This window comes from Thermohalobaculum sediminis, assembly GCF_023487995.1.
Lineage (GTDB): Bacteria > Pseudomonadota > Alphaproteobacteria > Rhodobacterales > Rhodobacteraceae > Thermohalobaculum > Thermohalobaculum sediminis.
Map to the genome: position 1 here is coordinate 338,431 of NZ_JAMFKN010000002.1, position 18,224 is coordinate 356,654.

General features: G+C 64.5%; 18 protein-coding genes and 1 tRNA gene. 9 read left to right on the forward strand and 10 right to left on the reverse strand.

Annotated features, from left to right (window positions below; translation table 11 throughout):
- Positions 1 to 10 precede the first annotated feature (10 nt).
- The 3 genes from M1105_RS05530 to M1105_RS05540 are packed head-to-tail and all read right to left on the reverse strand — an operon-like array spanning position 11 to position 6,206.
- Entirely contained in the window at positions 11 to 3,544 is a 3,534-nt protein-coding gene (locus M1105_RS05530) for a SpoIIE family protein phosphatase (protein WP_249579344.1), read from the reverse strand.
- Positions 3,545 to 3,562: 18 nt separating this feature from the next.
- On the reverse strand, positions 3,563 to 5,041 hold the full coding sequence (locus M1105_RS05535) for an ABC transporter substrate-binding protein (protein WP_249579345.1): 1,479 nt from the start codon (positions 5,039 to 5,041) through the stop codon (positions 3,563 to 3,565).
- A 4-nt stretch (positions 5,042 to 5,045) separates the two neighbouring features.
- The gene (locus M1105_RS05540; RefSeq protein ID WP_249579346.1) at positions 5,046 to 6,206 is read right to left on the reverse strand and encodes a mechanosensitive ion channel family protein; all 1,161 of its coding nucleotides are present in this window, start codon (positions 6,204 to 6,206) and stop codon (positions 5,046 to 5,048) included.
- A 330-nt stretch (positions 6,207 to 6,536) separates the two neighbouring features.
- Between M1105_RS05540 and M1105_RS05545 the strand changes: the two genes are divergently transcribed.
- Together M1105_RS05545 and M1105_RS05550 are read left to right on the forward strand one after the other, a co-directional pair.
- Complete coding sequence (locus tag M1105_RS05545) at positions 6,537 to 7,298, forward strand: IS5 family transposase (protein WP_249579347.1); 762 nt, start codon at positions 6,537 to 6,539, stop codon at positions 7,296 to 7,298.
- Positions 7,299 to 7,354: 56 nt separating this feature from the next.
- Positions 7,355 to 7,639: a DUF4211 domain-containing protein gene (locus M1105_RS05550; protein ID WP_249579348.1), complete on the forward strand. Its 285-nt coding sequence runs from the start codon at positions 7,355 to 7,357 to the stop codon at positions 7,637 to 7,639.
- A 71-nt stretch (positions 7,640 to 7,710) separates the two neighbouring features.
- On the opposite strand, the gene M1105_RS05555 is transcribed toward M1105_RS05550, so the two are convergent.
- Both M1105_RS05555 and M1105_RS05560 read right to left on the reverse strand, forming a co-directional pair.
- Positions 7,711 to 8,049 carry a hypothetical protein gene (locus M1105_RS05555; RefSeq protein WP_249579349.1) on the reverse strand — a complete coding sequence of 113 codons (339 nt, stop codon included), beginning with the start codon at positions 8,047 to 8,049 and terminating at the stop codon, positions 7,711 to 7,713.
- 326 nt (positions 8,050 to 8,375) lie between these two features.
- Positions 8,376 to 8,450 (reverse strand) — tRNA-Lys (locus M1105_RS05560).
- A 115-nt stretch (positions 8,451 to 8,565) separates the two neighbouring features.
- Between M1105_RS05560 and dapF the strand changes: the two genes are divergently transcribed.
- From dapF to M1105_RS05595, 7 genes are all read left to right on the forward strand, one after another.
- Positions 8,566 to 9,420, forward strand: a complete 855-nt coding sequence (gene dapF, locus M1105_RS05565; protein WP_249579350.1) for a diaminopimelate epimerase — start codon at positions 8,566 to 8,568, stop codon at positions 9,418 to 9,420.
- Positions 9,417 to 10,688: a tRNA (N(6)-L-threonylcarbamoyladenosine(37)-C(2))-methylthiotransferase MtaB gene (gene mtaB, locus M1105_RS05570; RefSeq protein ID WP_249579351.1), complete on the forward strand. Its 1,272-nt coding sequence runs from the start codon at positions 9,417 to 9,419 to the stop codon at positions 10,686 to 10,688. The genes dapF and mtaB overlap by 4 nt, the downstream gene beginning before the upstream one ends.
- 130 nt (positions 10,689 to 10,818) lie before the next feature.
- Positions 10,819 to 11,949 carry a signal recognition particle-docking protein FtsY gene (ftsY, locus tag M1105_RS05575; RefSeq protein WP_249579352.1) on the forward strand — a complete coding sequence of 377 codons (1,131 nt, stop codon included), beginning with the start codon at positions 10,819 to 10,821 and terminating at the stop codon, positions 11,947 to 11,949.
- 10 nt (positions 11,950 to 11,959) lie between these two features.
- Complete coding sequence (locus tag M1105_RS05580) at positions 11,960 to 12,865, forward strand: hypothetical protein (RefSeq protein WP_249579353.1); 906 nt, start codon at positions 11,960 to 11,962, stop codon at positions 12,863 to 12,865.
- Entirely contained in the window at positions 12,862 to 13,776 is a 915-nt protein-coding gene (locus M1105_RS05585) for an EamA family transporter (protein WP_249579354.1), read from the forward strand. Before M1105_RS05580 ends, M1105_RS05585 begins: the two co-directional genes overlap by 4 nt.
- 24 nt (positions 13,777 to 13,800) lie before the next feature.
- Positions 13,801 to 14,487: a septation protein A gene (locus M1105_RS05590; protein WP_249579355.1), complete on the forward strand. Its 687-nt coding sequence runs from the start codon at positions 13,801 to 13,803 to the stop codon at positions 14,485 to 14,487.
- Positions 14,488 to 14,530: 43 nt separating this feature from the next.
- Positions 14,531 to 15,244, forward strand: a complete 714-nt coding sequence (locus M1105_RS05595; RefSeq protein WP_249579356.1) for a ZIP family metal transporter — start codon at positions 14,531 to 14,533, stop codon at positions 15,242 to 15,244.
- Positions 15,245 to 15,251: 7 nt separating this feature from the next.
- Here the strand turns inward: M1105_RS05595 and M1105_RS05600 are convergent, their stop codons facing one another.
- From M1105_RS05600 to ccmA, 5 genes are all read right to left on the reverse strand, one after another.
- On the reverse strand, positions 15,252 to 15,821 hold the full coding sequence (locus M1105_RS05600) for a DsbE family thiol:disulfide interchange protein (protein WP_249579357.1): 570 nt from the start codon (positions 15,819 to 15,821) through the stop codon (positions 15,252 to 15,254).
- Positions 15,818 to 15,976, reverse strand: coding sequence for a heme exporter protein CcmD (ccmD, locus tag M1105_RS05605; protein WP_249579358.1), 159 nt, complete (start codon positions 15,974 to 15,976; stop codon positions 15,818 to 15,820). The genes M1105_RS05600 and ccmD overlap by 4 nt, the downstream gene beginning before the upstream one ends.
- Entirely contained in the window at positions 15,973 to 16,698 is a 726-nt protein-coding gene (locus M1105_RS05610; RefSeq protein ID WP_249579359.1) for a heme ABC transporter permease, read from the reverse strand. Before M1105_RS05610 ends, ccmD begins: the two co-directional genes overlap by 4 nt.
- Before the next feature lie 74 nt (positions 16,699 to 16,772).
- Positions 16,773 to 17,444, reverse strand: coding sequence for a heme exporter protein CcmB (ccmB, locus tag M1105_RS05615; RefSeq protein ID WP_249579360.1), 672 nt, complete (start codon positions 17,442 to 17,444; stop codon positions 16,773 to 16,775).
- The gene (ccmA, locus tag M1105_RS05620; protein ID WP_249579361.1) at positions 17,438 to 18,100 is read right to left on the reverse strand and encodes a heme ABC exporter ATP-binding protein CcmA; all 663 of its coding nucleotides are present in this window, start codon (positions 18,098 to 18,100) and stop codon (positions 17,438 to 17,440) included. The genes ccmB and ccmA overlap by 7 nt, the downstream gene beginning before the upstream one ends.
- Positions 18,101 to 18,224: the final 124 nt, after the last annotated feature.

The window sequence follows — 18,224 nt, forward strand, 5'->3', positions numbered from 1 at the left end:
CTTGTTTCCCTCAGGCCTTTGCTATCTCGTCTTTTTCTGTTGTTGTATTTCCAGAAAACCGCTTCATCAGCGTCGTGACATTCTTTCCGCCGACGCGTCGGTAGGAATAGTCGTCCATGAGGTTGCGAATGAGATGAATTCCTAGCCCGCCGATTTCCCGCTTCTCGATATCGGAGTCTGTGTCGGGCTCCTTCCTCGCGAAAGGATCGAATTCAATTCCCTCGTCACTAACCGACACGATGAACCGTTGACCATCTGTCGACAGCACGACGTCGATGACGTGCTCGCCTTCATCGTCATAGGCATAGCTGATCACGTTGTTCAGAAGATCATCCAGGACCACGGAGAAATTGTTCTGGATCTCGAGCGGCAGCTCGAACCTCTGGCAGATCTCCTGAAGGGCGGCAAGACAGCGATCGATCTCGCCAAGCTCGTTGACCAGACGCAGCTCTACTGTGCCCCGAGCGTCGCGCACGTCCCAGGCAACATAGCGGAGGCAGAAGAGAGTAATATCGTCCGACTGTTCCTCACCATCGACGAAGCCATCCACATCCCGCAGGACCGACTCGACGAGATATTTCGTGCCAAGCGTCTTCGACCGTTCGAGGAATTCCTCGAGCCGCTCTTCCCCGTAGATATTTCCCTTTGCGTCAAAGGCTTCCGTCACGCCGTCGGTGTAGAGTATGATCTTGTCGTCCACGTCGAGCGTCATCTGCGCCTCCCCATAGGGAGCGTCAGGCATCACCCCGACCATCGGGCCGTGAAGCTCTTCCAGGGCGCGCACGGTCCCGTCATTCTTGATCAGATAGGGAGGATTGTGCCCTGCGTTCGTGTAGGTGAGTTGTCCAGTCTTCGTGTCGACAATAGCGAAGAAGGCCGTGATGAACATGCAGTCATCGTTGTTCTGACTGAGTTCGTTGTTTGTCGAAGAAATGATGTTGGCCGTCGACTTGGTGTCCTGTGATCGTGACTTGAGCAGCGTTTTCGCGACCGCCATCATCAGGGCTGCGGGAACCCCCTTGCCGGAGACATCCGCAATCACGAAGGCGAAATACCGGTCATCAATCATGAAGAAGTCGTAGAAATCCCCCCCAACCTCACGCGCAGGGCGGATGTAGGCCCAGACGTCCAGATCCTTATGCTCTGGGAACCTCGGAAAGGTCAGTGGTATCATACTCATCTGGATCTGGCGCCCAATATTGAGCTCGTCGCCCATGCGCTTGTTCGCAATCGCTAGTTGCCGTTCGAGATCCTTCTGCTGGCTGATATCAACGAAGACACCGAGCACACCGCCGCGGGAGCCGTCGGACAGGTCGAATGCGCGTGCCCAGAAAAGCATGTCATGCAGTTTTCCGTCACCTAGGACGACGCCTGTCTCCCGGTGCGTACTTCCGCCATCTCGCAGAAGCCGGACATCCTCATCGTGCCGCTCATTCCGGTAGTCTTCGGGGAAGAACTCCAGCTCGTTCACCGTTTTTCCGATGATGTCTTCGCGCCTAACACTGAACGCTTTTTCGTAGGCTCTATTGAAGTTCAGGTATCGGCCCGAGGTATCCTTGACAAAGATCGGATTGGGAACCGAGTCCACAAGCGTTGTGACAAAGCTCAGATTGTCCGCAATTTCCTTTTCCTGCCTCTTGCGGTCGGTAATGTCGCGGATAATCCCGACGAAAAGCTTTTCGTCTTCCAGTTTGGCCTCTCCGACGTGGAGTTCCAAGGGGAATTCGGTGCCGTCTTTCCGAAGCCCCTCGACCTCTCGGGTGTAGCCGACGACACGTTTCTCCCCGGTATCGTGGTAGCGTTTAAGATGAGCGTCGTGGTCGCGCGCGTGCCTCTTGGGCATCAAGACGTCTACCTTGCCCCCCACGACTTCGCTCGCCTTGTATCCGAAGGTTGCCTCGGCGCTCGGATTGAACTCTCTGATCACGCCATTGCCATCAATGACAATTACGCTGTCCGCCGCGTTGTTCAGGATGGAGCGGATCCTGACCTCGCTGTCGGTAAGTTCCTTCGTGCGTTCTGCGACTTTTGCCTCAAGGCCTTCGATCAGGCTTTGCAATGCTTGTCGCATCTGATCGAAATTGCGCGCCAGTTGCCCGATCTCGTCTCCGCCGCGCGTGTCGATCGCCACGTCGAGATTTCCAGCCGAGAGGCTTTGTGCCTTGGAGGTCAGTTCCTTGATCGGGTTGCTCAGGTTTCGCGCCAGAAAAAGCGAGAATCCGGCGGCGAGCAACACGATACCGGCCCCGACTGCCAACATGAGGTTGCGCAGGTTCGCGATCTCGGCAAATGCTTCGGCCTCGTCGACCTCGCTCATGATCACCCAATCCAGCCCCTGAAGACGTAGCGGGCGATATGACGAAAGCACACTGACCCCCCGATAGTCGGGGAAAATCTGCGTATCCTCTGATCCGGAGAGAGCGGACAGAGTGCCTTTGGTCTCGACCTTTTGCAGGCCGATGGAGCTATTGAAAGCATCAATCCGCTGCACGGTTTCTTCCGGTACGCCCAGCGAGCGCACCATACCGAGATATCCCTCCCGGTCCTCGATCAGGAAACGCGACTGGGTTCGCATCAGAAGATCGGAGCCGACGATATAGGTCTCGCCAGTCGCCCCTAGCCCGACGTCGGACCATGCCTGATGGCTTGTCATGATGTCGTTGATCTTGTCCACCGGCATCTGGAACGCCGCGACGCCGACCAGCGCGCCACCTGCGAAGACCGGAGCTGCCAGAAAGGCCGCGGGCGCGTTGTAAGACGGCGCATAGGGCGCGTAATCAGCTATGAAGACGTCGCCAGGCCGGCCGCTTTCGATGGCCTGACGAACGACTTGGGCTAGCCCCGTATCGCGGTATGGCCCGCCGAACAGAGAGGTCGCGTAGTCCACCTCCTTGAACACCGAGTAGACGATATGGCCATCCTCAGGCTCGACTAGAAAGATGTCGTAAAAGCCAAATTTGTCGAGGAAGCTGCGGAAGAGCGGATGATACCGTTCGTGCAGATCGTCATAAACACTGTTGTCGCTGACCGCATCCAGCCGATGCTTCTCTCCGGTCGGATTTGGATTGTTCGCGATGAAGCGCGCTTGGAGCAGGCTTGTGACACCGGCTTCCGGGACAAAGCTGTCGAGATCGACCTTTTCGGTCGCCGCGAGGTTGGGCTCGAGCCGCGGAAAGAACTCCGTCGCGTAGTAGTGCCCCAGTTTTTCCAGATCATCCTCGAAGGTGCGCCGGGTCTGAAGGTCCGAGAGCTTCCGCGATGCCTCTCCTTCGAGGATCTCGAAGCCCAGGGCAAAATTCTGAACAGCATTCTTGACCGCTTCGAGTTCGGTGAAAATCCGCATCTCGTTGATGATCTGATCGAAATAATCCTCGATCTGCTGCGCCTTCATCTCCCGAACGAGCGTCAGTTTCTGGAAGGCTGCGTGCTCCAGCGCCGAGCGATTGGTATTGAAGACAATTAGAGATGTCGCGAGCAAGGTCACAAAGGATGTCACGATGAGGGCGACAAGGAATTTCGAGCGGATGCTGAGATTGGAAAACATGAGCGGCCGGTTCCCCTGTCAGTTCTCGGGAAAACCGTATGTCGGCACTCGACAGCCACCGCAAACCCAAGGGTACCGCCAATCAGCCGTCAGAGCAGCACTTTCGGGAAGAAAATCGGACCAGGCGTCCGCCGGTATCAGATCATCGCTGGACCAGACCAATTCGAACTGGCCGTCAGGACCTGCGCGACCGATCAAAGCCGGTTTGGAAATATGGTGATTGCCCTGCATCATTGAGATGCCGCCACTGAGGTTGCGAACCTTCTGACCGTACATCGCCTGGCGAACCGCATCTGTGTCCGTCGTGCCCGCCTGCAGAACGGACTGTGCCCACATCCGAAAGCCGATCATGTGGGCTTCCATAGGATCGTTTGTGACCGCTTGCTGATCACCCGTCTGATCCCGCCAGCGTTCCACGAAGGCTTGGTTTTGTGGTGTCCCGGAGCTCATGAAGTAGTTCCACGACGCCAGATGCCCCACCGCAGCCGTGCCCAGCTGGCGGATTTCAGGCTCGCCGATGGAGAAGGACATTACAGGAATATTCGAAGGCTCGATCCCCTGTGCCGCGAGTTCGCGAAAGAAGAATAGGTTCGCATCGCCGTTGATGGTTGAGATGATCGCCGTCTTCAGACCAATCGCCGAGAAAGCACGGACCTCATCGACAATCGAGGTCCAGTCGGAATGTCCGAAAGGCGTGTAGATTTCCAAAATGTCGTCCTCCGACACACCAAGGAACCTCAGATAGGCGCGTAGTATGGCGTTGGTCGTGCGCGGATAGACGTAATCTGTCCCGAGCAGGACCCAACGCCGCGTCGCACCGCCATTCTCGTCGATCAGGTAGTCGACGGCGGGAATGGCTTGCTGGTTTGGCGTGGCCCCAAAATAGAATACATTGCGAGAAGTTTCCTGACCCTCATATTGGACAGGGTAAAAGAGCAATACGTTATGCTCTTCGACCATCGGGAGGACGACTTTGCGGCAGGCCGACGTCCAGCAGCCGAAGATTACATCGACTCCATGCTGCACGATAAGTTCCCGCGCGCCGGCGTCATAGGCCGTATCGGTTGATCCGGCATCTACAATCACCGCTTCCAGCGGGCGGCCGAGCAATCCGCCTAGGGCGTTCTGATCTTCAATCAACATCTCCATGAGGTCCTTGAGAGGCGCCTCGCTGAATGCCATCGTCCCGGTCAAAGAATGCAAGACGCCAATCCGTATCGTACCCAGTTCCTCCGAACTGGCCAGCCTGGGCAGCGCGCCAGCAAGGAGGAGGCCCAGGAGAAGAGGTTTGCAGAGCGTGGCCATGGGGGTGCGCGAGGAGGCGGGACGACCCAGAAGCGCGGTCACCCGCGCCACGCAAGAATTTCCGAACGAAGTCAAAATGTTATTGCAGATCGGCAGGATTGGAATGAAGGACCATGCGGCCGTGCTGCTCTTCGCTGCCAACGCCGCATCCCGCCGGTCCATCATGCCAAGAATGCTATCTGCGTGGGGCATAGCGTTACCCTTCGAGTCGGTATTGGAAAAACTTCAGACCAAAGACCCGGGCCATGACAATCAGGTGGCCAAGGATGTTCGATTGGGTGTCCGAGAATGCGACCATCCCTGTTTCCCGCGCGTAGGCAAAAATCTGCATGGGCAATCCATCTCTGTTGGGTTCCAGCGTACGAACGAGAATGAAGTATCGCTTCTGATGCAGATCTTGCCGCTGTCGGAGGTAGCGGTCGGCATAAACACGGAACAAGTCGTAGTTGGTGGCCAGCTCATGTGCGGCTTGAGGATTAGGCTCGACGGCACCGCTGTCGCCCATGGTCTCAAGTTTTTCGACAGCCAGATCCGAAACTAGCGCAACCTCTTTCAGCATCTCGAGAAAGTCCCGGTCGCACAAGCGTACGCTATCGATGTCGAACATCAGCTTCGCAACGATCTGCCGCGCCTTGGCCTCGTTCTGCATGCTAGAATAGTTCCGGTTTGCAACGTCGAGAACCTTATGCGTGGGTATCAGGGACGTGGTCTGATCCCAGTTGCGTATCTTGATGTCGTAAAGGCCGATATGCTCGACGATCCCATCTGCATCGTAGCTCGGAACAGACAGCCAATCTCCCTCGCGGATCAAGTCAAACGAAGCGATCTTGATACCAACGAACAGCGATTGGAGGGTGTCGTGGAAGATAAATCCAGCGACAGCGGTGGCGGCGCCGAGCCCGGCGATGATCCTCGAAAGCTCGGCATCAAGCGTTACGGAGGCCGCAACCGCCAGGCCAACGAGTACAGCCAAGATCTTGAGAAGGTCGATGTACCCGGTGGAGCTGACGCCTCGCACGCCCGCTTTGTGACGGATGACGGCAGCAATTGCGCCTAGGATCTTGATTGCAAACTCGACCCCAAGAAAAATTAGTACCAGCCCAGAAACCAAACGGGCTTCGTAGTCGAAAGGCGCAACCCAGTCGGAGAGGTAGTACCCGAGAGACGCAGGCAGAACATAGATAAACCGGAAAGGGCGCAGGGCATCGACGATCAGATCATCCAAGACCGTCTCTGTCCGTATAGCCACGCGAAGCGCCACACGGCCGATGAACCGTTGAAGGAAGGGCGACGCGGCCAAAGCCACCGCAACCATGAGAGCGAAGCTGATCTCCGGGTAATCATGCAATAGATTCATACGATGCGCGTCCCCCTGGCATCTTTTATTTTTTGACCGCAGCTTAGAAATCGACCGGCAGCGCCGAGCGAAGCGTAAGGCGACTTTATGTCATAGTAACTGTGTCTTGGCTCCGCGCCACACTTTCGTTCCCATCCCAGGCCGACATTGGAATTTTTTCCGAGGTGGAGAGGTACAAAGAGGTTCGATTTTCTCAGATGTCAGTCAGCGTCCGCTTCGGGCTCTCTCAAGACGATTGGCCTGCGGAGCGCAATGTCAGGTTTTGGCGGCGACGCAGACATTGAACGAGCCGCGTCAGCGTGATTCAAGCTCCGAAAAGGAGCAGTCTGAATGCGCTACGCCCTCACCGACGCCGAGTGGCGTCTCATCAAACCCACCCTGCCCTGCAAGCCGAGAGGCGTTCCGCGTGTGGATGACCGGAGGGTTCTGAACGGGATATTCTGGGTCTTGAGATCGGGAGCGCCATGGCGGGACTTGCCGGAGCGGTACGGCCCCTACACGACCTGCTACAATCGGTTCGTTCGGTGGCGTTTTGCGGGCGTTTGGGATCGTGTCCTGGCTGCAATCTCGCGCCGCGACGACGCTGATGTTCAGATGATCGACAGCACGATTGTCCGGGCTCATCAGCACGCCACATGCATCAAACATGGTGTCACCGAGGAATTTGGACGTTCCCGCGGAGGACTGACGACCAAAATCCATGCCGTGGTGGACGGGAATGGTTTGCCGCTCAGGTTGGCTCTCGCACCCGGGCATCAACACGACAGCTTGAGCGCCACCGCTCTCATCGAGGGACTGCCTGAAGGCGGAATGTTACTAGCCGACAAGGCGTATGACGCGAACGCCATCAGGTCGCTCGTCGCTTCGCGTGGAGGCTGGGCAAACATCCCGCCACGTCGCAATCGGCGAGATCCGATCTGCTTCAGTCCGTACCTCTATCGGGACCGAAACCTGGTCGAGCGGTTCTTCAACCGCATCAAGCACTGCCGCCGCATCGCAACGCGGTATGAGAAGCGAGCAGCAAACTTCCTCGCCTTCGTCAAACTCGCGGCAATCCGCCTTTGGTTGGGTGTTTATGAGTCCACGGCCTAGACCTTGCCCAGGATTATCACCTGACGACCGGCAGACATCTTCAGGTCTATGGAGAGTTGGGCGAACTCTTCGGGGCGATCACCTACGGCATCAAGCTCCATCGCCCATATGCACAAGGTTCCGATGGCCGCCTCGGCAATGACTTCGTGGAGATCAAGACGATTAGTCCGTTCAAAGGGAGCGACGAGGTTACCATTAGGCTCGATCGCAACTTCTCGAAACTCTTGATCGTGAAGATCGACGAAGATTTCGAGGTGTCGGGTCGGATGATCGACCGAAAAGCGCTTCCCAGATCAACGGAGAAGTTTATCCGAGTCTCTTGGGAGTCTCTGGACACGTAACAAAAACGAGGCATCCACCCCTTCATGCGGAAACCGCTCTACTCTCTCCGGGTTAGGCTCTTACCTCTCGACTAAAAACAAAACGTGGTGCTGGTCGAAACCCTCCACTTCCTCCCTTCTTGATCCTCTCCAGCGCTTCCGAACGCGCTCGGCGGTCCGAACGGCATCTTTATTATCGAAGCGTTCTCCTGGGACCAAAAGATGACCACGTAGGTCGAGAAGCCCGTGTAGGAGTAGCTCTTCGTCGCCCGGTTGAGTTCCGAGCCCTTAGCGATTGTCGCCATCACCCGATATTTTTTCCCAGTGCTCTCGTACTCGGCGCAGACCTCCACTCTCTCGGCGGCTACCGCGAAGGGTGTAACTAGTGTAGCGAAAAGAAAAATAAGCCCGCTCGATAGGGCAGTCCGCATTTTGGGCTCCTTGATCTTTCTCGACCGCGCCTTCTCGTGACACAGCGTGGCTGAAGAACGATACTAATAAACTACGGTAGCCTATGGGAGATAAGCGTCGCAAGATCGCCGGCATTGGCTCCGACAAGCCTCGCACGAGACGTCGAGATGAAGACAGGGCAAAGGCGAGCGCTTCCATGGAGTGGCCAATACGCCCTCCGACAGAAGATCTAGTCGCAAGACGATTCACCACTCTCTCGCCGCCACACAATCCGCTTTCTGGCGACATAGTGGTGACACAAAACTCAAAGGGTTTTGGCGTTTTCCACCCAAGCCGTTGATTTTGTTGGTGAGCGGGGTGGGGATCGAACCCACGACCAGCTGATTAAAAGTCAGCTGCTCTACCACTGAGCTACCCGCCCTTGCCGAACAGGCCCAGCGGGCCGCGGACGGCGCGGACCCTAGGGCCGGGGCGGGTTCGGGTCAAGGGGCGGGGCGCACTGGTGCAGCGCGGCGTCTGGCGTTATATGCTCGCGCATGAGCACCGGGAACGACAGCGCGTCTCCGAGCCTCGGCTTTCGCAAGATGCACGGGCTCGGCAACGACTTCGTCATCATCGACGCGCGGGACGCGCGGGGCGATGGCGTGACGCCTGCGCTCGCGCGTGCGCTGGGCGACCGGCACCGCGGCGTGGGGTTCGATCAGCTCGCGGTGATCCGCGGCGCCGAGGGGGCCGATGCAAGCGTCGAGTTCTGGAACGCCGATGGGACGATGGCGGGCGCCTGCGGGAATGCGACGCGCTGCGTGGCACATCTGCTGATGGCCGAGACCGGACGGGCCGACACCGCCATGCTGACCGGGAACGGGCGGCTCGGCGCCATCCGGCTGCCCGACGGCCGGGTGACGGTCGACATGGGGCCGGCACGCACCGGCTGGCGCGAGATCCCGCTGGCCGAGGCCTGCGACACGGTGAGCCTGCCGCTCGACGGCGCGCCGGGCGGGGTCAGCATGGGCAATCCGCACTGCGTCTTCTTCGTGCCAAACGTGGCGGCCATCGACCTTGCCGCCATCGGGCCGCGGATCGAGCATCACCCCCTGTTCCCCGAGCGCACGAATGTCGAGTTCGCCGAAGTGCGAAGCCGCGACAACCTGCGCCTGAGGGTCTGGGAGCGGGGCACGGGGATCACGCTGGCCTGCGGCTCGGGCGCCTGCGCGACGGTCGTGGCGGGCGTGCGCAAGGGGCTCCTCGACCGGCGGGTCACGATCGAGCTCGACGGCGGCGAACTCGAGCTCGAATGGCGCGATGACGGGCATGTGCTAATGACCGGCCCGGTGTCGGAGGTCTTCGAGGGGCGCCTCTCGCCCGCCTTCCTCGCCGGGGTGGGGGCATGAGCGCGCGCCCGCCCGTCTTCGTCACCTTCGGCTGCCGGCTCAACGCCTACGAGACCCAGGCGATGACCGATCTCGCGGCCGAGGCGGGGCTCGGCGACGCGGTGGTCGTCAACACCTGCGCCGTGACCGCCGAGGCGGTGCGTCAGGCGCGCCAGCAGATCCGCAAGCTGAGGCGAGAGAACCCCGACGCCACGCTGATCGTCACCGGCTGCGCCGCGCAGACCGAGGCCCAGACCTTCGCCGCAATGCCCGAGGTCGACCGGGTGATCGGCAACCTCGAGAAGATGCGGGGCGAGACCTGGCGCGCGCTCGCGACCCCCGACTTCGTGGGCCGCACCGAGCGGGTGCAGGTGGACGACATCCTGTCGGCGCGCGAGACCGCGGGGCACCTGATCGACGGCTTCGGCACGCGGGCGCGGGCCTATGTGCAGGTGCAGAACGGCTGCGACCATCGCTGCACCTTCTGCATCATCCCCTATGGCCGGGGAAATTCCCGCTCGGTGCCGGCGGGGGTGGTGGTCGAGCAGATCCGGCGGCTGGTGGATCGGGGCTTTGCCGAAGTGGTGCTGACCGGGGTCGACCTCACATCCTGGGGCGGCGACCTGCCGGGGCGACCTCCGCTGGGGGATCTGGTGCAGCGGATTCTCAGGATGGTGCCCGACCTCGCCCGGCTGAGGATCTCGTCGATCGATTCCGTCGAGGCGGACGCGGCGCTGGTGGATGCCATGGCATCCGAGGCACGGTTGATGCCGCATCTGCATCTCAGCCTGCAGGCAGGCGACGACATGATCCTCAAGCGCATGAAGCGGCGCCACCTGCGTGAAGACGCGATCCGCTTCTGCGAGGAGATGCGGGCGCGGCGGCCGGACATCGTCTTTGGCGCCGACATCATCGCGGGCTTCCCGACCGAGACCGATGGCATGTTCGAGAACTCGCTCAGGCTGGTGGAGGAGTGCGGGCTGACCTGGCTGCATGTCTTCCCCTACTCGGCCCGCAAGGGCACGCCGGCCGCGCGGATGCCGCAGGTGCCGAGGGCGCTGCGGGCCGAGCGCGCGGCGCGTCTGCGGGCGGCAGGGGCCGAGCGGGTGGCGGCCTATCTCGCGGGCCGCATCGGCGCGACCGAGCGGGTGCTGATGGAGCGCCCGCGGCTTGGCCGGACCGAGGGCTTTGCCGAGGTCGCCTTCGCCGCCGACCAGCCGGTCGGCGAGATCGTGAGCGCAGAGATCGCGGGCGCCGACGGCGAGACGGAGCGGCTGTCGGCCGCCTGAGCCGCGAGCCTCGCGGCGGTGCCGGGGAGCGCATCGACCGGGGTCCTTTCGACAACGTGGCGCCCCCGCCGCCTTTTCTCGGCGGCGCGAAAACGTTAAGGGACGTGCAGAACCCAAACGAGGCGGCCCGATGTCCTTCTTCAAGAAGATGAAAGAGCGGCTCTTCAAGTCGTCGTCGAAGCTCGACGAAGGCATCGGGGCGCTGGTCGAGGAAGGCGGGACGGCCGAGCCCGAGGCCCGCGCCCAGGCGCCTGTCGCGCTGGCCGTTGCACCGGCCGAAGCGCCGGGGAAGGAGCGGGTCGGCGGGCCCGAGCCCGCGGAGGCCGTCTCCGGCGCCGAGGCGCCGCGAGCCGGGACCGATGCGGCGGCGCCGCAACCACGGCCCGGCCTCATCGCCCGCGCCTTCGGGGCGAAGTCGGCCGAGGCCAGGCGGGTTCTGGACGACGCCATGCTCGAGAGCCTCGAGGAGGTGCTGATCCAGGCCGACATGGGGGTCGAGACCTCGATAAAGCTCTCGGCCCGGCTTGCCGAGAAGCACTTCGGTCGGCGCGTCGGCGCGGGCGAGATCAAGGCGGCGCTGGCGGGCGAGATCGCGGCGATCCTCGCGCCGGTGGCAAAGCCCCTGCCGATCTACGCGAGGCGCCCGCAGGTGGTGCTGGTGGTGGGCGTCAACGGGTCGGGCAAGACCACGACCATCGGCAAGCTCGCCTCGCAGTTGCGCGCGGCGGGCAAATCGGTGGTGATCGCCGCCGGCGACACCTTCCGCGCCGCCGCCGTCGAGCAGTTGCAGGTCTGGGGCAAGCGCGCGGGCGTGCCGGTGATGACCGCGCCGCAGGGCTCGGACCCCGCCTCGCTGGCCTTCGAGGCGATGGAACGGGCCGAGCGCGAGGGCGCCGACATGCTGCTGATCGACACAGCGGGCCGGCTGCAGAACCGTCAGGACCTGATGGAGGAACTGGCCAAGATTGTCCGCGTGATCCGCAAGAAGGACGCGGAGGCGCCGCACAACACGGTGCTGGTGCTCGACGCCACGACGGGGCAGAACGCGCTGAGCCAGGTCGAGATCTTCCGCAAGATCGCGGATGTCTCGGGACTGGTGATGACCAAGCTCGACGGCACCGCAAAGGGTGGCGTGCTGGTCGCGCTGGCCGACCGCTTCGGGCTGCCGATCCACGCGATCGGCGTGGGCGAGGGGATTGACGACCTCGCGCCCTTCGAGCCCGACGAGTTCGCCCGCGCGCTGACCGGCCTCGGCGACTGAGGGGGCGGCGGTGGGGCAGCGGGCGGTCCTGAGGTCTCTGGGCGCGCTGTTCCTGCTGCTGATCGTCGCCGCGGGCGCGATGGCGGTGATGCCGCCCGCCTGGATCGCGGCGCCGCCGTCCGAGGACCGGCGCTCGATGATGGCTTCGGGCTTCGTCAACGACCATGCCGATGTCGCCCCTTGGACCTGGTGGTGGTCGGACCGGCTGGCCTTGCGCGTCGATCACCCGGCCGAGACCAACATCATCATCTGGAACCATCACACCGAGGCGATGGAGGGCCCGCCCTCCTGCCTCGGCTCGCTCTACTTCCCGCCGCCGGCGATCATCCGGCTGGAGCGCATCGGCCGCACGCGGGTGTATTACCTCTGCACCCGCTCGACCCAGAAGCCTGGAACGCCGCATTTCGCCCTGCAACGGCGCGACGAGATCCTGGCGCTGGTCGCGCGTTTCCGGGCGCTGGGTGTGCCGGCGGGACGGATCTTCGTGGCGGGGCAGTCCGGCGGCTCCTGCGCCTCGCTGATGGCGCTGGGCGCGGCGCCCGAGGCGATGAACGCCGGCATCCTCTTCGCCCCCGCCTGCTTCGGCCGCGGCGAGGGGATGATGCGCGGCGAGGGCATCGGAGAGGGCGAGCAGGCCGCGCTATGGGGGCAAATGACGGCGGCGGAGCGCATCACCGGGCTTCTGGTCGCCTTCAGCAACGATGCCTGGAACCGGCCCGATCAGCTTGGTTTCCTGACCGCCCGCTTCCCCGAGAGCCTGCGCCTGGTGACCCCCGGTTGCGGCGCGGATCACTCGGGCGCCTTCCACGGCTGCGGCGTCGAGGCGGTGGCCGCCGCCGTCGAGGCCTATTTCCGCGAGCGGCTGGCCGCGGCGGGGTTCGCGGTGCCGGGGCAGGGCGACGGGGGTCGTTCGTGAGCGAGATGATCGTGACCATGGCGGGCACGCCCGAAGGTGGCGTGCTGGCGCTGGCGCTGGCGCTTCTGTCGGCCTTCGCGCACGCGACCTTCGGGGCGATCAACAAGGGGGGCGCCGACCCCTACCTGAACCGCGGCGCGATCAACGCGGCCTATTCGCTGATGGCGATGCCGTTTGCCTTCTTCGTCTTTCCGCTGCCCTCGGCCGCGGTCTGGCAGGTGCTGGCGCTGACCTACCTCATCCACCTGCTCTATGAATGGTTGCAGAGCACGGCCTTCCACAAGGGCGATTTCACCCTCGTCTATCCGATCGCGCGCGGCACGGGTCCGCTGGCGACGGCGGTGGGGGCGGTGTTCATCTTCGGCGAGCGGCTGGGGCCGGTGCAATGGGCGGGACTCGCGCTGCTGTCTGCCTCGATCTGGGGGCTCGCGGCGGCGAACCTGAGGGCGCGCCGCGTCGACATCGCGGCGCTGCACGGCCTGAGGCAGGCGATCGGGGTCGCGCTGATGACCGGCGGCATGATCGCGGTCTACACCATCGTCGACGCCTATGGCATCCGGCTGGCCGAGAACCCCTTCACCTTCCTCGCCTGGTTTTTCGTGCTGGGCGGCTTCGGCTTTCCCTTCGTTGCGCTCCACCGCTGGCGGACCATGCCGCCCGAGCGGCGTCCCGAGCCCTTCGACCTGGCGGTGCGCGGCGTGTTCGGCGCGATCATCGCCTTCGTCAGCTTCGGCGCGATCATGCTGGCCACCCGGCTCGACAAGGTGGGGGAGGCGGCGGCGCTGAGGGAGACCTCGATCATCTTCGCCACCGCCATCGGCGTGCTGGTGTTCCGCGAGCGCATCGATGCGCTGCGGCTGGGGCTGATCGGGCTGATCGCCACGGGCGCGATGCTGGTCGAGTTCGGCTGAACAAGCTGTCGCGGGGTGGGTGACATGCGGCCACGGCGCCGCTACATCTGGCCCATGACCGCCGAGACCCGGACACCCGCCGAACCGTCGTCCTTCCTCAAGCTTGCGCTCGAACTCGGGCCGCTCGTGGTGTTCTTCCTCGTGTTCCGCTACGGGCGCGAACTTCTGGACATCGGGCCGCTGCACGACCTGATGGCGCGCGCCACCGGCGAGGCGGCGCTGGCCTCGGCGTCGGGGCCGCTGTTCGTCGCCACGGCGGCCTTCATGGTGGCGATCGCGGCGTCGCTTGCGGCCTCGTGGTGGCTGACCCGCCGGCTGCCGCGGATGGCGGTGGTCACGGGCGTGGTCGTCGCGGTGTTCGGCGGGCTGACGCTGTGGCTGCAGGACGAGACCTTCATCAAGATGAAGCCCACCATCGTGAACGGCCTCTTCGCCATCGCGCTGGGCATCGGGCTGATGCAGGGGCGCAGCTACATCAAGTACCTGATGGGCGAGGCGATCCCGATGGACGACCGCGGCTGGATGATCTTCACCCGGCGCTGGGCGGTGTTCTTCCTGTTCATGGCGCTCTTGAACGAGGCGGTCTGGCGCACGCAGACGACCGAGTTCTGGGTGAGCTTCAAGACCTTCGGCAACCTGCCGCTGACCATGGGGTTCACCGCCCTGCAACTGCCGCTGCTCAGGCGCCACATGATCGAGGAGCGCGGCTGAGATCCCGCTTGCCGCTGCGCCCGCGGGCGGTAGGCTCGGCGGCATGGACGAAATCGCGCGCGCAATCCTCTACGGCCTGCTGGTGGGGCTGACGATCCCGCTGGGCGGGGCGCTCGGGCGCATTCCCGGCTTTCAGCGGAAGTGGCTGGAGCAGGAGGTGCGCCACAGCGTCATCGCCTTCGGGGGCGGCGTACTGGTTGCCGCGGTCGCCCTGGTGCTGGTCCCCGAGGCGATGGAGGTGCTGCCGCTCTGGCTCGCGCTTGCGGCCTTCGGGGGCGGAGGCCTCCTGTTCGCGGCGATCGAGCGGGGGCATCGCGGGCGCGGCGGGTCGCACGCGCAGTTCATCGCGATGCTCGCCGACTTCCTGCCCGAGGCGCTGGCGCTCGGCGCCTTCCTCGCCACTGGCTCGCCCGAGGTCGGGCTGCTGGCGGTGCTGATCGCCGTCCAGAACCTGCCCGAGGCGTTCAACGCCTGGCGCGAGCTGCGGGCGGACGGGCGGCTTTCGGCCCGGCGCATCATGGTGCTGTTCTTCTGCCTCGCGGCGCTGGGGCCGGTCGCCGTGCTCGCGGGCCTGCTGCTGCTGTCGGGGCTGCCGGTCGTGACCGGGGCGATCATGATGGCCGCGGCGGGCGGCATCCTGTTCCTGATGTTCCAGGACATCGCTGTGCAGGCGCATCTGCGCAACGCTCAGGCGCCCTCGCTCGCGGCACTCGGCGGGTTCGCGGTGGGGATCGTCGGGCAGGCGCTGACCGGCTGAGCCAGCCTCAGCGGCTGGCAGCCTCGGCCAGGGCTGGACGGATCTTCTTCTCGATATCGGCGCCAACGATCGGGCCGATATGCTTGTAGACGACGCGGCCCTGGCCATCGATCACGAAGGTCTCGGGCACGCCGTAGGCGCCCCACTCTATGCCGGTGCGGCCGCTGGTGTCGGCGCCGATCAGCGCGAAGGGGTTGCCCAGCTCGTCGAGGAAGGCCTTGGCCTTCTCGGGGTCGTCCTTGTAGTTGATGCCGTGGATGGTCACCCCCTCGGCCGCGAGCTGTTCCAGCATCGGATGCTCGGCCCGGCAGGGGACGCACCAGCTTGCCCAGATGTTGACGACCTTGGCGCCGGGCGTGCGCAGGTCGGCGGTCGAGAAGCCGGGCTGGCCCTCGTAGAGCGGGGGCAGGCTGAATTCGGGCGCGGGCTTGTCGATGAAGGTCGAGGGCAGGTCGCGCGGGTTCTCGCGCTCGAGCCCCAGCAGGAACACCGCCATCACCGAAGCCGCGCCCAGCGCGGGCACGATCATCCACAGGCGGAAGCCGCCCTTGGGCGTGTCGTTCGCGTCGTCGGTCATCGCTTGCGCCTCTGTTCCGCGTCCTGCATCTCGCGGCGCGCGCGGGCGTTGGCCGCGAGGGTGGTCCAGACCAGCCAGCCGAGGATCGCCGCCGTCGCGCCATAGGCCGCGACGACGTAGAGCGCATGGCGGTCGGTGGTCAGATACTCGATCACGCGCGGGCCTCCTGCAGCCTGAGCGAGCGGGCGCGCCGCGCGCGGATCTCGGTGCGCGCGCGCACCAGGAGGATCGCGACGAAGAACAGGTAGAAGGCCACGATCATCAGATACAGCGGCGTGCGGAAGGCGTCGTCGACCCGCTGCCCCTCGGCCACGCTCAGCGAGGCGCCCTGGTGCAGCGTCGCCCAGAAGTTCACCGCGTAGCGCGACAGGAACGCGAAGACGACGCCGACGAGGCAGAGCACGGCCGAGAGGTCGGCGGCCTTCTCGGGCTCCTCGACCGCGGCCCAGAGCGCCATGTAGCCCAGGTAGAAGAAGAACATGATGAGGACAGCCGTGAGCCGCGCGTCCCACACCCACCAGGTGCCCCACATCGGCTGGCCCCAGACCGCGCCGGTGATCAGCGCAATCGCCGTGAAGGCCGCGCCCACCGGGGCGGCGGCCTTGGCCACGAGGAAGCTCACGTGATGGCGCCGGATCAGCCCGACGCCCGAGGCCACCGCCATCACCGCGTAGGTGTTGATCGCCAGCATCGCGGCGGGGACGTGGATGAACAGGATCTTGACGGTCGAGCCCTGCTGGTAGTCGTCGGGCGTCAGCGCCACCGACCACCACAGCCCCACCGCCAGCAGCACCGCCGCCGCCCCCCACAGGGGCGCCACCAGCGGGTCGGTGATCCGCATGAACTCGGCCGGGTTCGCATAGCGCCAGATCGACATGAGGCCCTAGGTAATCGGTCCGGCGGCGCCCGGCAATGTCCCCGCGCCCATTGATACGCCGTGCCGCAGGCGCCTCAGCGCGCGTTGATCCTGAGCGCGAGCGCCGAGGCGAAGGGCGAGAGCGCTGCGGCGAACAGCGTGAGCCCGCCGAGGAGTCCCATTACCCCCGCGGTCGAGAGGCCGAGCAGCGCATGCTCGACCACCCGCGCACCGAACACCAGTGTCGGGATGTAGAGCGGCAGCACGAGGATCGAGAGCAGGAGGCCGCCGCGCCGCACGCCCACGGTGATCGCGGCACCGATGGCGCCGATGAAGCTGAGCGCTGGCGTGCCCGCCGCCATCGCCAGCACCAGCGCGGGCAGCGCGGTGTCAGGCAGTTGCAGCATGGCGCCGAGGACCGGCGCGATCAGCGTCATCGGCAGGCCCGTCGTCAGCCAGTGCGCGATGGTCTTGGCCAGCACCACCTGCTCGAGCGGCATCGGCGCCAGCATCAGCTGGTCGAGCGAGCCGTCCTCGTAATCCGCCTGGAACAGCCGGTCGAGCGACAGCAGCGCCGCGAGCAGCGCTGCCACCCACAGCACGCCCCCCGCGATGCGGGCGAGCGTCGCCGTCTCGCGCCCCACGCCGAGCGGGATCAGCACGACCGCGAGGACGAAGAAGGCGATCCCCACCGCGCCGCCGCCGCCGAGGCGCAGCGCGAGCCGCGTGTCGCGGCGCACGAGGGCGGCGAAGGGGCTTCTCACCATGCCCCCTCGAGGAAGGGGTCGGCGCCGCCGGTCTCGGCGGCCTCGGCGAAGGGGGCCATCCCGAGGACCGGTCCACCACCTAGGCCGAGGTCGATATGCGTGGCGATCAGCGCCATGCCTCCGCCCGCGCAGTGCTCGCGCACGAGTTCCGCGACCAGCGCCGAGGCGGCGGCGTCGAGCGAGACGGTGGGCTCGTCGAGCAGCCACAGCGGGCGGTCCATCACCATGAGCCGGGCCAGCCCCAGCCGGCGCTTCTGCCCGGCCGAGCACTGTGCCGCCGGGTGGCCGGCGATGTGCGCGATGCCGAAGCGCTCGAGCGCCGCGCCGACGCGCGAGGGGTCCGCGGCATGGAGCCCGGCCCAGATCGCGAGGTTCTCGGCCACGCCCAGCGCGGGCTTCACGGCATCGAGGTGGCCGGCATAGGCCACTCTCTCCTGGAACGCGCCGCGGCTGCGTGCAAGCGAGATACCGCCGAGCCGCGCGTCGCCCTCGGCCGCCGGGATGAGCCCTGCGAGCACGCGCAGCAGCGTGGACTTGCCCACGCCGTTCGGCCCGCGCAGGCTCGCGGCCTCGCCGGCGGCCAGCCGGAAGTCGAGGCCGCGGAAGACGATGCGCCCGGCGCGGCGGCAGGCCAGATTCTCGAGGACGAGCTCCATCGCACCCTGTTAGAGAGGCTGCCGGGCTTTGCAAAGATGCCATCTGGGCGCATCCTGACGGGCGCGCCTCCGGGCATCGGAGTGCCGCGGGGTGCGGCGGGACCTGCGACATGCGCACGGGTTG

Excerpts from the sequence above, each read along its gene's own strand:
- M1105_RS05530 (WP_249579344.1), bottom strand. The coding sequence starts at position 3,544 with ATGTTTTCCAATCTCAGCATCCGCTCGAAATTCCTTGTCGCCCTCATC.
- M1105_RS05535 (WP_249579345.1), bottom strand. The coding sequence starts at position 5,041 with ATGCCCCACGCAGATAGCATTCTTGGCATGATGGACCGGCGGGATGCG.
- M1105_RS05540 (WP_249579346.1), bottom strand. The coding sequence starts at position 6,206 with ATGAATCTATTGCATGATTACCCGGAGATCAGCTTCGCTCTCATGGTT.
- M1105_RS05545 (WP_249579347.1), top strand. The coding sequence starts at position 6,537 with ATGCGCTACGCCCTCACCGACGCCGAGTGGCGTCTCATCAAACCCACC.
- M1105_RS05555 (WP_249579349.1), bottom strand. The coding sequence starts at position 8,049 with ATGCGGACTGCCCTATCGAGCGGGCTTATTTTTCTTTTCGCTACACTA.
- dapF (WP_249579350.1), top strand. The coding sequence starts at position 8,566 with ATGAGCACCGGGAACGACAGCGCGTCTCCGAGCCTCGGCTTTCGCAAG.
- mtaB (WP_249579351.1), top strand. The coding sequence starts at position 9,417 with ATGAGCGCGCGCCCGCCCGTCTTCGTCACCTTCGGCTGCCGGCTCAAC.
- ftsY (WP_249579352.1), top strand. The coding sequence starts at position 10,819 with ATGTCCTTCTTCAAGAAGATGAAAGAGCGGCTCTTCAAGTCGTCGTCG.
- M1105_RS05590 (WP_249579355.1), top strand. The coding sequence starts at position 13,801 with ATGCGGCCACGGCGCCGCTACATCTGGCCCATGACCGCCGAGACCCGG.
- M1105_RS05595 (WP_249579356.1), top strand. The coding sequence starts at position 14,531 with ATGGACGAAATCGCGCGCGCAATCCTCTACGGCCTGCTGGTGGGGCTG.
- M1105_RS05600 (WP_249579357.1), bottom strand. The coding sequence starts at position 15,821 with ATGACCGACGACGCGAACGACACGCCCAAGGGCGGCTTCCGCCTGTGG.
- M1105_RS05610 (WP_249579359.1), bottom strand. The coding sequence starts at position 16,698 with ATGTCGATCTGGCGCTATGCGAACCCGGCCGAGTTCATGCGGATCACC.
- ccmB (WP_249579360.1), bottom strand. The coding sequence starts at position 17,444 with ATGGTGAGAAGCCCCTTCGCCGCCCTCGTGCGCCGCGACACGCGGCTC.
- ccmA (WP_249579361.1), bottom strand. The coding sequence starts at position 18,100 with ATGGAGCTCGTCCTCGAGAATCTGGCCTGCCGCCGCGCCGGGCGCATC.